Origin of the sequence: Micromonospora sp. R77 (assembly GCF_022747945.1) — a bacterium.
Taxonomy (GTDB): Bacteria; Actinomycetota; Actinomycetes; order Mycobacteriales; family Micromonosporaceae; genus Micromonospora.
Map to the genome: position 1 here is coordinate 988,507 of NZ_JALDST010000001.1, position 11,885 is coordinate 1,000,391.

General features: G+C 71.4%; 12 protein-coding genes. 3 read left to right on the forward strand and 9 right to left on the reverse strand.

Annotated features, from left to right (window positions below; all coding sequences use genetic code 11):
- Positions 1-29: 29 nt before the first annotated feature.
- The gene (locus tag MRQ36_RS04305) at positions 30-1,673 is read right to left on the reverse strand and encodes a glycosyl hydrolase family 18 protein (protein WP_242792990.1); all 1,644 of its coding nucleotides are present in this window, start codon (positions 1,671-1,673) and stop codon (positions 30-32) included.
- Between the two features lie 143 nt (positions 1,674-1,816).
- On the opposite strand from MRQ36_RS04305, the gene MRQ36_RS04310 reads away from it, so the two are divergent.
- Entirely contained in the window at positions 1,817-2,305 is a 489-nt protein-coding gene (locus MRQ36_RS04310; RefSeq protein WP_242792992.1) for a glutathione peroxidase, read from the forward strand.
- Between the two features lie 72 nt (positions 2,306-2,377).
- Here the strand turns inward: MRQ36_RS04310 and MRQ36_RS04315 are convergent, their stop codons facing one another.
- On the reverse strand, positions 2,378-4,654 hold the full coding sequence (locus MRQ36_RS04315; RefSeq protein ID WP_242792994.1) for a glycoside hydrolase family 44 protein: 2,277 nt from the start codon (positions 4,652-4,654) through the stop codon (positions 2,378-2,380).
- Between the two features lie 220 nt (positions 4,655-4,874).
- On the reverse strand, positions 4,875-5,678 hold the full coding sequence (locus MRQ36_RS04320; protein ID WP_242792996.1) for an SGNH/GDSL hydrolase family protein: 804 nt from the start codon (positions 5,676-5,678) through the stop codon (positions 4,875-4,877).
- Positions 5,679-5,878: 200 nt separating this feature from the next.
- Here MRQ36_RS04320 and MRQ36_RS04325 point away from each other — a divergent pair, with 200 nt between their 5' ends.
- Positions 5,879-6,826 carry a threonine/serine dehydratase gene (locus MRQ36_RS04325; protein ID WP_242792998.1) on the forward strand — a complete coding sequence of 316 codons (948 nt, stop codon included), beginning with the start codon at positions 5,879-5,881 and terminating at the stop codon, positions 6,824-6,826.
- Positions 6,827-6,968: 142 nt separating this feature from the next.
- Here the strand turns inward: MRQ36_RS04325 and MRQ36_RS04330 are convergent, their stop codons facing one another.
- The 5 genes from MRQ36_RS04330 to MRQ36_RS04350 all read right to left on the reverse strand — a co-directional run bounded on the left by MRQ36_RS04330 (position 6,969) and on the right by MRQ36_RS04350 (position 10,662).
- Positions 6,969-7,319 (reverse strand): DUF2203 domain-containing protein, encoded by a 351-nt coding sequence (locus MRQ36_RS04330; RefSeq protein ID WP_242793000.1) that lies wholly within the window; start codon positions 7,317-7,319, stop codon positions 6,969-6,971.
- 152 nt (positions 7,320-7,471) lie between these two features.
- Positions 7,472-8,290: a pyrroline-5-carboxylate reductase gene (gene proC, locus MRQ36_RS04335; RefSeq protein ID WP_242793001.1), complete on the reverse strand. Its 819-nt coding sequence runs from the start codon at positions 8,288-8,290 to the stop codon at positions 7,472-7,474.
- Between the two features lie 74 nt (positions 8,291-8,364).
- The gene (locus tag MRQ36_RS04340; RefSeq protein ID WP_242800819.1) at positions 8,365-9,393 is read right to left on the reverse strand and encodes a 6-phosphofructokinase; all 1,029 of its coding nucleotides are present in this window, start codon (positions 9,391-9,393) and stop codon (positions 8,365-8,367) included.
- Between the two features lie 179 nt (positions 9,394-9,572).
- Positions 9,573-10,076: a pyridoxamine 5'-phosphate oxidase family protein gene (locus MRQ36_RS04345; protein WP_242793002.1), complete on the reverse strand. Its 504-nt coding sequence runs from the start codon at positions 10,074-10,076 to the stop codon at positions 9,573-9,575.
- 88 nt (positions 10,077-10,164) lie between these two features.
- On the reverse strand, positions 10,165-10,662 hold the full coding sequence (locus MRQ36_RS04350) for a polyadenylate-specific 3'-exoribonuclease AS (protein ID WP_242800821.1): 498 nt from the start codon (positions 10,660-10,662) through the stop codon (positions 10,165-10,167).
- A 246-nt stretch (positions 10,663-10,908) separates the two neighbouring features.
- Between MRQ36_RS04350 and MRQ36_RS04355 the strand changes: the two genes are divergently transcribed.
- The gene (locus MRQ36_RS04355) at positions 10,909-11,601 is read left to right on the forward strand and encodes a Crp/Fnr family transcriptional regulator (RefSeq protein ID WP_088972405.1); all 693 of its coding nucleotides are present in this window, start codon (positions 10,909-10,911) and stop codon (positions 11,599-11,601) included.
- Positions 11,602-11,660: 59 nt separating this feature from the next.
- Here MRQ36_RS04355 and MRQ36_RS04360 read toward each other — a convergent pair whose 3' ends face one another.
- Entirely contained in the window at positions 11,661-11,873 is a 213-nt protein-coding gene (locus tag MRQ36_RS04360) for a hypothetical protein (protein WP_242793003.1), read from the reverse strand.
- Positions 11,874-11,885 lie beyond the last annotated feature (12 nt).

Genomic DNA, 11,885 nt, shown 5'->3' on the forward strand with positions numbered 1-11,885 from the left:
GCCGTGTGGGTGGTGCGTCGGCGCTCGGCTCAGCCGAGTCCGCCCTTGATGGCGCCGATCAGCTCGCCGTTGCTGGTGTCACCGGAGAGCTCCCAGAAGAAGGCGCCACCGAGGCCCTGGTTCTTCGCGTACGTCATCTTTCCGCCGATGGTGGACGGGGTGTCGTAGCTCCACCAGTTGCTGCCGCACTTGGCGTACGCGGTGCCGGCGACGGTGCCGGTGGCCGGGCAGCTGTTCTTGAGCACCTTGTAGTCCTCGATGCCCTGCTCGTAGGTGCCCGGGGCGGGGCCGGTGGCGGTGCCACCAGGGGTCGCCTGGGTCACCCCGGTCCAGCCCCGGCCGTAGAAGCCGATGCCGAGCAGCAGCTTGTTCGCCGGGACGCCCTTGGCCTTGAGCTTCTGGATCGCCGCGTCGGACCAGAAGCCCTGCTGCGGGATGCCGGTGTACGAGGTGAGCGGCGAGTGCGGCGCGGTGGGACCCTGGGCGGCCCAGGCGCCGAAGTAGTCGTAGGTCATCGGCATCAGCCAGTTCAGGTTCGACGCGGCACCGGCGTAGTCGGTGGCGTCGATCTTGCCGCCGGTGCTGCCGTCGGCGGTGATCGCCGCGGTGACCAGGAAGCTCGCGCCGAACTTGGCGCGCAGCGCCCCGATCACGTTCTTGAAGGCGTTCGGGCCGCTGGTGTCGCACTGGAGGCCGCAGGCGTTCGGGTACTCCCAGTCGATGTCGATGCCGTCGAAGACGTCCGCCCAGCGCGGGTCCTTGATCAGCGCGTAGCAGGAGTCGGCGAACGCGGCCGGGTTCTGCGCGGCCTGGGTGAAGCCGGCCGACCAGGTCCAGCCACCGAAGGACCAGATCACCTTCAGGTTGGGGTACATCTTCTTGAGCTTGCGGAGCTGGTTGAAGTTGCCGCGCAGCGGCTGGTCCCAGGTGTCGGCCACCCCGTCGACGCTGTCCGCCGCGGTGTACGCCTTGTCGTAGTCGGCGTAGCTGTCACCGATGCTGCACCGGCCGCCGGTGGTGTTGCCGAAGGCGTAGAGCAGGTGGGTCATCTTCGCCGCCGACCCGCTGGTGTGCACATTCTTCACGTGGTAGTTGCGGCCGTAGACGCCCCACTCGGTGAAGTAGCCGACGACCTTCTTGTCCCCGCTCGGCGGCGGCGGGGTGGTGGTGGGCGGCGTGGTGGGTGAGGTGGTCGGCGAGACCGTGGGCGACACGGTCGGCGAGGCGGTGGGCGAGGTGGTCGGCGAGGGCGCGGTGGTGGTCGGGGTGCCGCCGCCGGCGCAGGACGCGCCGTTGACGGTGCAGTTCAGCGGCGCGGCGTACGGGCCGGTGCCGTTGTAGCCCCAGCTGAAGCTGGTGCCCGGGGCGAGCGGCCCGGCCCAGCTCTTCTTGACCGCGACGTAGTGGTTGCCGCTGCTGGTGACGTCGGCGTCCCAGGAACTGCTGATGGTGGTGCCGGACGGCAGGTCGAACTCGATGCGCCAGGTGTCGACGCTGGCGCTGGTGCCGTTGGTGACGGTCACCTTCGCCTCGTGACCGGTCCCCCAGTCCTGCGCCTTGGCGAACGTGGCGGTCACGGTGCCGGCGGCGGACGCGGTGGTCATCGGCACCGCCGCGACCGCCAGCGCGACCACGGCACCGGCCCAGAGGGCCCGGCGGAGCGATCTCTTCATGTGGCGTCTCCCCAAACAGTTAGGAAACTTTCCAGATTGATTGCTGAGACGCTACTCACGGCGTCATCACTTAGTCAAGATGTGCATCCGTCGATTTCTCCGGCTGCCGCCGACCCGCCGCTCCCGGCGCGTAGCCTCGCCCCATGAGCGTTTTCGACATCGAGATCGACGCCCTCTCGGGCGGTCCCGCGGACCTCGCGCGCTACCGCGGCCGGGCGCTGCTGGTGGTCAACGTCGCCTCCCGCTGCGGCCTGACCCCGCAGTACGCCCTCCTGCAGGCCCTGGCCGAGGAGTACGCCGACCGCGGCCTGACCGTGCTCGGGGTGCCGTGCAACCAGTTCGGCGGCCAGGAGCCCGGCACGGCCGACGAGATCAGCGACTTCTGCCAGGTCAACTATGGCGTGACCTTCCCGCTGACGGAGAAGGTGGACGTCAACGGGCCGGACCGGCACCCGCTCTACACGGCCCTGGTGTCCACCCCGGACGCCGACGGGCACACCGGGGACATCCGGTGGAACTTCGAGAAGTTCCTGGTCGCGCCCGACGGCACGGTGGCGGCCCGGTTCGCCCCGACGGTCGCCCCGGACGACCCGCAGCTGCGCGCCGCGGTCGAGAAGGTCCTGCCGGCCTGACCGACGGGCCGGGACGGAACAGGGACGGGCCCGGGGCGTCGCCGCGCCCCGGGCCCGTCGGCCGGTCTCCGGTCAGCCGCAGCGCTGACCGTTGAGGGTGAAGGCGGTCGGCGCCGGGTTGCTGCCGGTCCAGGTGCCGTTGAAGCCGATGCTGGTGGTGGCGCCGGGGGCGAGCCGGCCGTTGTAGCTGAGGTTCTCCGCGGTGACGCCCACCCCGCTCTGCTTCCAGGTCGCCGACCAGCCCTGGCCGACCTGCTGCCCGGCGGTCGGGAAGTCGAAGCCGAGCTTCCAGCCGTCGATCGCGGTGCTGCCGGTGTTCTTGATCGTCACGGTGGCGGTGAAGCCGCCCGGCCAGCTGTTCGCCGCGTAGCTCACCGCGCAGCCGCCGGTCGGGGTGGTCGCCGGCGCGGTCCGCACGACCACGCCGGGCGAGGCCGCCGAGACGTTGCCCGCCGCGTCCCGCGCGGTCACCACGAAGGTGTACGAGGTGTCCGCCGTGAGCCCGGTGACGGTGTACGCGGTGCCGGTGGCGCTGCCGACCTTCACCGGGCCCGAGGCGTCCACGCGGTGCACGTCGTACCCGGTGACGCCGACGTTGTCGGTGGCCGGCGCCCAGCTCAGTGCCACGCTGTCGCTGGTGACCGTGCCGACCGTCGGCTTACCGGGGGCGGTGGGCGCCTGGGTGTCACCGGGCGTGGTGCCGCGCGGCAGCACCAGGTGGGTGATCGAGTTGGCCGGGAAGGTGGCGGTGAAGCCGGTGGCGGTCACCGGCTGGTCGGCCTGCCGGACGACGCCGGCCAGGTTCGCCGCGCTGTAGCGGTAGACCTGGGCCGTGCCGGCCGACGCTCCGGTGAGCGCGACCGGGCTGGTCAGGTCGTCACCGGACTTGTTGACGACGACCAGGGTGAGCGCCTTGTCGCTGGCGCGCTCGGCCGCGTACACGGCGAGCTTCTCCTGGTCGGCGCTGGTGGCCCGGACGGAGGTCTCGCCGAACGCGCCGCCGGCGCCGTCGTAGTTGCGGTAGATCCGGAAGGCGTTAGCGACCGGCTGGTCGGACTTCGGCGCGGTCCACAGGTTGGCCAGGTCCAGGCCCTCCCGGCCGAAGATGCCGAGCACGTCCGCCTCGGCCAGCGCCCCGTTCATCGACCCGTACGCGCCCCAGTTGTACTCGGTCATCGCGATCTTCGTGCCCGGGTAGTGCTGGTCGACCAGCTCGCGCATCCGGGGGATGAACCGGACCGGCTTGTTGATCCAGCTCTCGTCCACGTAGGTCGGGTCCCAGAGCTGCCGGGTGGAGCGCAGCCGCAGCGCCTGGGTGGTCGCGTCGCCGGCCGCGTCGCCGAACACGCCGGACTGCTGCGGGTAGAGGTGGATGTCGAAGTAGTCCAGGATGCGGGTGCCGTGCTGCTGCTCGTAGGCGCGCATCTGGTCCAGGTACCACGGGCCGAGGTCCTGGCCGCCGTGCGCCGCCTTGTCCGGCGGGTTCGACCAGCACCCGGTACGCGAGCAGGTGTCCTGGTCCAGGCCGGAGTAGAAGATCGAGTTGAGCCCCCAGCCGACCGGGCCGAGGGTCTTCGCCTGCGGGTCGGCGGCCTTGATCGCCGCGGCGTACTGGTAGGTGCGGTCGCGCAGTTCGTCGTAGCCGAGGCCGGTCGGCCGGACGTCCCGGTGGGTGGAGTGCCACAGGTCCGGCTCGTTGTCCAGGTTGTAGAACTGGACACCACCGTTCGCCGCCGAGCCGAACTGTCCCTTGAGGTGGGTCATCCAGTCGGTGACGTACTCCGGGCCGACCGCGACGCTGGTGTCCTTCGGGTCGTTGCCGGTCACCAGGCTGCCGTCCGGCTTCTTCCCGTTGCCGCAGTCGGGCGACCACGGGTCGGTGGACTGCTGGGCGCCGTACTTGGCGACGCTGAAGGCACAGGCCTTCGCCCGATCCTTGGCCACCCAGCCGATCATCGGCACGGTCATGATCGTCGCGGTGCCGGTGGCCTTGTTCTCGGCCACGAACCGGTCGGTCTCCGAGCCCTTGGGCAGGCTCGCCGGGTCAGGGTTGTCGTTGGGGATGTTCTCGAAGTACCAGTCACCGGCCCGGTTGCTGGTGTCGGCACGGAAGTTGTAGCGGGTGGTGGCGTTGCCGCCGTAGCGGTCCACCGGCAGCCGGAGGTCCCGGGCCAGGGCCTCGTCGGCGAAGTTCATGCCGTAGATGTAGGGGCTGATCTGGTGCCGACCCGTGGTGGCGTCGACGGTCAGGGCCGGTCCGGGGCCGGCGGCCAGGGCGGGTGCGGGCAGGGCCAGGCCGCCGAGCGCGACGACCAGGGTGACCGGGAGCAGTGCTGTGGTGGGACGCACGAGCTTTCCTCTCGGGGTTGATCGGAGCTCGCCGATGGGAGCGCTTCCACAGGATCACGCTTTCCCGCACTCCGGTCAATCCCGTCCGGCCCCACCCGGACCCCGTCGACACGCTTCGATCACCGCTGTTCAGGCGGTTTGCGCCGGAGGATTTTTTTTGCGGCCACGCGGACGGGCCGCGCCGACCCGCAGGTCGACGCGGCCCGGAGCCGGCCGACGGTCAGCCGGCGGCGTTGCGGAAGACCGGGTAGTAGCCACCGGACTGCCCGGCGGCGGTCGGGTGGTAGGAGATGCCGATGTTCAGGTAGTTCAGCGCGTGCAGCCACTTGGTGCCGTAGCTGCACAGCTGGTGACCGACGAAGATCGACCGGACGTCGGCGAAGGTGAAGCCGGCCGAGCCGGCGGCGGTCCGGGTGATGTCGTCCACCAGGTTGATGCCCTCGTTGATCTTCGCGCGGGAGGTCGCGCTGAGCCCGGCGCAGAGCGTGCCGAGCTGGTAGAAGACCGGGTAGCCGACGACCACGACCCGCGCGGAGGGCGACCGGGAGCGGATCCCGTTGTAGACGTTCGCGAGCCGGGTGGCCAGGAAGCTGCGGGCGTTGTTCTCCGCCGTCTGCACGGCGGCCACGCACGCGGTCTCCCCCTGCAGCACGCAGGTGGTCATGATGCTGGCGAAGCCGACGTCGTTGCCGCCGATGGTGACGCTGACCAGGGTGGTGGTCGAGGAGAGCGCGGAGAGCTGGTTGTTGATGACGTCGCTGGTGGTCGCCCCGGAGCACGCCACCGAGCGGTAGGAGGCGGGCTTGATGTTGGCGTTGTAGAGCGCCGGATAGGCGTTGGTGCTGCGCTGGCAGGAACCACTCTCGGTGGTGTAGCTGTCCGCGCCGACACCGGAGGCGTACGAGTCGCCGAGGGCGACGTAGCGGTCGGTGGCGGCGGCCTGGGCGGGCACGGCGAACGCCAGCATGGCGCCGAGGGACGTGGCCAGACTCAGGCCGAGGGTAGCAAGACGGGATCTCCGCACGTCGCACTCCTGGGGGTGGGAGGAGGTGGTGGTGGGAGATTGATATCAATAGATCACCAGCGCGCGGAAGATCATCGATTCGCAGGGACCGCTGATAGACGCGTATGGATACAAATCATTGCCGACCCAGAGCTATGGTTTGAAGGTTATTGCCCGGAAATGATCAACACTTGGCCGATCGACCGGCTAGGCTCCCGCCCATGCGGTTGGTGACGGGGGACGACATCACGACGGCCGAGCGACGCCTCGACGGGCGGGTGGTCCGTACCCCGTTGCTGGCGGCGCCGCTGCTCGGCGAGGAACTGGGCCTACGGGTCGCGGTCAAGGCGGAGAACCTCCAGCACACCGGCAGCTTCAAGACCCGCGGGGCCACCAACGCGCTGCTCGCCCGTGCCGAGCGCGCCGGCCTGCCGGCCGGGCTGGTGGCCTTCTCCGCGGGCAACCACGCGATCGCGGTGGCCTTCGTCGGCCGGTCCTTCGGCCTGCCCACCGTGGTCTGCATGCCGCCCGGCGCCGTGCCGGGCAAGGTGGCGGAGGTCCGTCGTCTCGGTGCCGAGGCGGTGTTCACCGACGACCTGCTGGCCACGGCGCAGGCCGTCGCGGGCGAGCGGGGCTACCACCTGCTGCCACCCTTCGACGACCCGGACGTCATCGCCGGACAGGCCACCATCGGCCGCGAACTGCTCGCCGACGGGCCGGCCCCGGCGGTGGTGCTGGTGCCGGTCGGCGGTGGCGGCCTGATCAGCGGCATCGCGGCGGCCGTGAAGGAGACCTCCCCCGGCACCCGGATCATCGGCGTGGAGCCCGACGGCGCGAACGCCGTGTCGTACGCGTTGCGCACCGGCACGGCCACCCCGCCGGTCCGGCCGGCCTCGGTCGCCGACGGCCTGGCGGCCCCGTTCGCCGGGCGGCACACGCTGGCCCACATCCGGGCGCTGGTCGACGACGTGGTGGAGGTGCCGGAGGACTCCATCCTGCCCGCCTGGTCGGACCTGATCCGCGCGACGAAGCTGCTGGTCGAGCCGGCCGCCGCGGTGACCCTGGCCGCGCTGCGTGCGGGCCTGGTCGAGGTGTCACCCGGCGACCGGGTCGTCCTGGTCCTCAGCGGCGGAAACGTCGACCCGGCCCGACTCGCCACCCTCCGCTGAGGAGCCCCCGGCCCCGCCCCGGCCGGGCGGTGGACGGGTCCCTCGCCGGTGCCGCCCGGCCGGCCCGCCCGACCGGGCCCTCCGGACGCTACGAACCTGATGGCAGCGATGAATCACCCGTCGAGCGGGTGCGGCGGCGTGGTCAGACCGGGCGGCGCCCGGCGAAGCCGCACTCCGGCCGGTGGTACCAGCGCACGTCGGAGTCGCCCTCGAGCCAGCACCAGAGCACCGGGCGACCGTCGCGCTCCCCGGGGAAGTCCAGCAGCACCGGAGCGATCCCCTTCACCTGGATCCCGTGTCTGTGCAACTCGTCCACGACAGCGTGCAGCCGGGCCTCGAGGGCCTTCACCTCGGCCAGCCCGCCGAGCACGCTGACCCCGTGGTCGGCCAGGTCGACCCGCAGCTCGGCCAGGTCGGCCCGGAGCCGGATCAGCTCGTCGACGCGCGGGCGCAGGGTGGCCACCAGATGGCGCGCCTGGGCGAGAGTGAACACGCGGCCAGTATGCGGCACCGAGATGTCCCCGCCCGCGCCGCCGCCCCACCCCCGGGATCGTGCTCGATCCTGCATCCAGTGGAATCGCGGCTGCCCGGAGGCCACTCGATCCCGGGTCGAGCCCGATCCGGCAAGGGTCGGGCCGGTGTGGGTCAGTCGGCCTGGGCGGCGATCTCGCGGGCGCGGTCGCGGGCGGCCTCCAGCGCCGCCAGCATCGCCGCACGTACGCCGTGGTTCTCCAGCTCGCGGATGGCGGAGATGGTGGTGCCGGCCGGCGAGGTGACCGCCTCGCGGAGCTTGACCGGGTGCTCGCCGGAGTCGCGCAGCATGACCGCCGAGCCGATCGCGGTCTGCACGATCAGCTCGTGGGCCACCTGGCGGGGCAGGCCGAGCAGGATGCCCGCGTCGATCATCGCCTCGACCAGCAGGTAGAAGTAGGCCGGGCCGGAACCCGAGAGGGCGGTCACCGCGTCCTGCTGGGACTCGGGCACCCGGATGGTGGCGCCCAGCGGGGTGAACATCTCCTCGGCCAGCGCCAGGTGTTCGCCGGTGGCGTACGCGCCGGCCGAGATGGCACTCATCGCCTCGTCGACCAGCGACGGGGTGTTGGTCATCACCCGGACCACCGGGGTGCCCTCGGGCAGCCGCCGGTTGAAGAAGCTCGTCGGCAGGCCGGCGCAGAGCGAGATGACCAGCTTGTCCGGCGGCACCTTGGGGCCGATCTCGTCGAGCAGCGCCCCCGCGTCCTGCGGCTTGACGGAGACGGCGAGCACCGCCGCCTCGGCCACGGCGGTGAGGTTGTCCACCACCCGGACGCCGTACCGGGCGGTCAGTTCCTCGGCCCGGCTCGGCCGGCGGGCCGTGGCGAGCAGTCGCTCCACCGGCCAGCCCGAGCGCAGCAGCCCGGAGAGCATCAGCTCGCCGATCTTGCCCGCGCCGATCACCGCGACCGTGTGCACCCCGGGTGCCATGACGCCGTACCCCTCTCGGTCTCGCGGTGCGGCGCGGCGCTCCGCTGCGGAGCGCCGCGCCGCCTGCCCGTCGATCAGCTGCCGAAGAAGACCTCGGCCTCTTCGTACCGCTCCAGCGGGACGGTCTTCAGCTCGGCCGTGGCCTCGGCGAGCGGGACCCGGACGATGTCCGTGCTCTGCATCGCGACCATCTTGCCCCAGTCGCCCTCGTGCGCCGCGTCGATGGCCTGGAGGCCGAGCCGGGTGGCGAGCACCCGGTCGAAGGCGGTCGGCGTGCCACCGCGCTGGATGTGGCCCAGCACCACGGTGCGCGCCTCCTTGCCGGTCTTCGCCTCCAGCTGCTCGGCGAGCCACTGGCCGATGCCGCCGAGGCGGACGTGGCCGAAGGAGTCGAGCTCCTGGTTGTGCAGGACCATCTGGCCGTCGAGCGGCTGGGCGCCCTCGGCGACCACGACGATCGGGGCGTACTGGTGCTGGAAGCGCTTCTCGACGTACCCGGCGACCTGCTCGACGTCGAACTGCCGCTCGGGCAGCAGGATGACGTTGGCGCCGCCGGCCAGGCCGGCGTGCAGGGCGATCCAGCCGGCGTGCCGGCCCATCACCTCGACGACCAGGGTGCGGTGGTGGCTCTCGGCGGTGGTGTGCAGCCGGTCGATGGCCTCCATCGCGATGTTGACCGCGGTGTCGAAGCCGAAGGTGTAGTCGGTGGCGCCGAGGTCGTTGTCGATGGTCTTCGGCACGCCGACCACGTTGACGCCCAGCTCGTGGAGCTTGGTGGCCACCCCGAGGGTGTCCTCGCCGCCGATCGCGATCAGGGCGTCCACGCCCTGCGCGGCCAGGTTCTCCTTGATCCGCTCCACGCCGTTCTCGATCTTGAACGGGTTGGTGCGGGACGAGCCGAGGATGGTGCCGCCGCGCGGCAGGATGCCGCGGACCTCCGCGATGCCCAACGGCTTCGACAGACCCTCCAGCGGGCCCTTCCAGCCGTCCTGGAAGCCCACGAACTCGTGACCGTAGGTGGCGACGCCCTTGCGGACCACCGCCCGGATTACCGCGTTGAGACCTGGGCAGTCGCCGCCGCCGGTGAGCACGCCGATACGCATGATCCGCTCATCCTCCTGGAACATCAGGTAAAGCCCGGATAAGCCCCAGGATATGTGTCAGAACAGACCATCGGCGCCGTTGCCGGCCCGGGGCGGGCCGTCACTGCGAACTGTAGTCGGCGCGGGTGTCCGCCCACAGCGCGCCCCGGCCCGTCCCGAGCGTCGGACGAAGCTACCGGTCAGTAGCTGACCTCGTGGTTCTCCCCCGCCTGCGGCGGCTTCCCGGTCACCGCCGCCTTGGCGAAGCCGAGCAGGTTGACCACCGTGCTGTTCGGCGAGTCCCAGTACTCGGCGGAGCTGGCGTGCACCTTGATCAGGGTGATGCCGGGGGTGTCCAGGCCGTCCGGGAACCAGGTCTTCAGCAGCGGGTTCCACAACTGTTCGGCGCGCGCCCGGTCCCAGCCCTCCTGGGCCGTACCGGCCACCGACACCCAGGCGTGGTGCCGCTGGTCCGAGAAGCCGACGTTGACCTGGGGGTTCACCCGGATCTGGCGGACCTTGGCGGAATCGGCGAAGGCGAAGAACCACAGGTCGCCGTCGAAGTCGGCGGCCTGCAGACCCATCGGCCGGCTGACCAGTCGACCGTCCACGCCGGTGGTGGTCAGCAGGCAGATCCGGGCGTCCCGGATCAGCTCGGTCACCCGGGCCCGTGCCTCGGCGGCACTGCTCGGTTCGTTGCTCATGGCGGCACTCCCCCTCGGATCGGTTCGATGCCGAACCGTGCCCTGGGCAGAACCGGTCAAACCTGAACGAGACCGCTTTCCGGCCCGGTCACCGGGCGGTCATCGCCCGCCACCGGGCCAGGTTGTGCCGGGCGTCGACCAGGGCGTCGTGGCGCTCGGCCTCGGCATCCGGCAGCTTCGGCCGCCCCCGGTCGTCCCAGAGCTGCCGCAGCTCCTTGGTGAACCGGGGGATCTCCCGGGGCAGCGCCGTCATCGGCCCCCAGAGCTGGGCGAGCACCACGTGGTCGTACGCGGCGTACCAGGCCCAGAGTTCGATCTGCTCACCCGGGCGGTCCCGGACCGGTTCCAGGAGGAACTCGTGCAGCTCGTCCCGGATCCGCTCGCGGGAGCGCCAGGCCCGGTCGGCCGGGGAGGGCAGCTTGTCCAGGACGTTGCGGCGCACCCAGGGCACGGCCCGGGAGTCGTCGAACTCGGTGGAGACCGCGTAGAACTCGCGGCCGTACTCGTCGACGACACCGATCGAGACGAGGTCGACGATCCGGCCGTCCTCGATGAACTCGCAGTCGTAGAAGTAGCGGTAGACCATCCCGGTCATCCTCGTCCACCACCGGCGCCGGCCCGTCGGCGGGGGCCGCGTCGAGGTCGGGGCACTGCTGCGCCGCAGCTCGGCAGGGTCACGGAAGTGTCTCCAGGGGTGTACAGCACGCAACCGGGCCGTCATGATCTGATGTGTACCGCTACCGGACGCCGAACCGGTTCAGAACCTCGTACCGGGGGCTGTCAGGTTCACCCGGCTGCGAGTGTTGGTCCTTGACCGGGGAGGGGTTGGGCCGTGGAGATGCGCCTTCCGGAGCCGGGTGACGCGCTCACTGGCGTGGAGATGTTCGCCGGGCTCGAACCGGAGGTGCGGCAGCGGGTCATCGCCGCGGCGGTGCCGCGCACCTACCGCAAGGGTCAGCTGCTCTTCGTCGAGAACGACCCCGGCGAGTCGCTGATCGTGCTGCGCCGGGGGGCGGTCGCCGTCTTCCGTACCGCGCCGACGGGCGAGCGGGCGGTGCTGTCGGTGATCCGCCCGCCGGACGTGCTGGGCGAGGTCTCCCTGCTGGACGCCTCCACCCGGTCCGCCTCCGCCGAGGCGATCGAGGACTGCGCGGCGCTCGCGCTCTCCCGCCCGGCGTTCATGGAGCTGGTGCACTCCAACCCGCGCATCCTCGACGCGGTGATGCGCTCGCTGGGCGGCCTGATCCGCCGGCTCACCGAGCAGAACGCCGACCACGTCTTCCTCGACCTGCCCGGCCGGGTGGCCAAGACGCTGGTCCGGCTCGCCGGCGAGAGCCAGGCCCCGATGATCACCATCGAGCTCAACCAGAGCCAGCTCGCCGAGATGGCCGGCGGCTCCCGGCAGAGCGTCAACCAGGCGATCGGGTCCTTCGCCAGCCGTGGCTGGCTGCGTACCGAGGGGCGCCGGATCGTGGTGACCGACGTGGCCGCGCTGCGCCGCCGCGCCGGCATGAACGACCGCTGAGACGTACGCGAAAGGGGCCGGGCGCAGCGCGCGCCCGGCCCCTTTCGCGTCTTCCCGGCTCAGACCCCGGAGCTGCCCGGGCCCGCCCAGGAGGTGGTGCTGCCCGGGCCGGCCCACTCGGTGGTGTCCTTGCCGCCGCCGGACCCCTCGCTGACGATCCCGTCGGCCTGGAGGGCGGCGAGGGTGGCCGCGTCCACGTCGACCGACTCCCCCGCGGAGTGGTTGACGCCGTCCGCGTCGGTCCAGTCGCTCTCCAGCTTGACGTACACCATGGCGTATCCCCC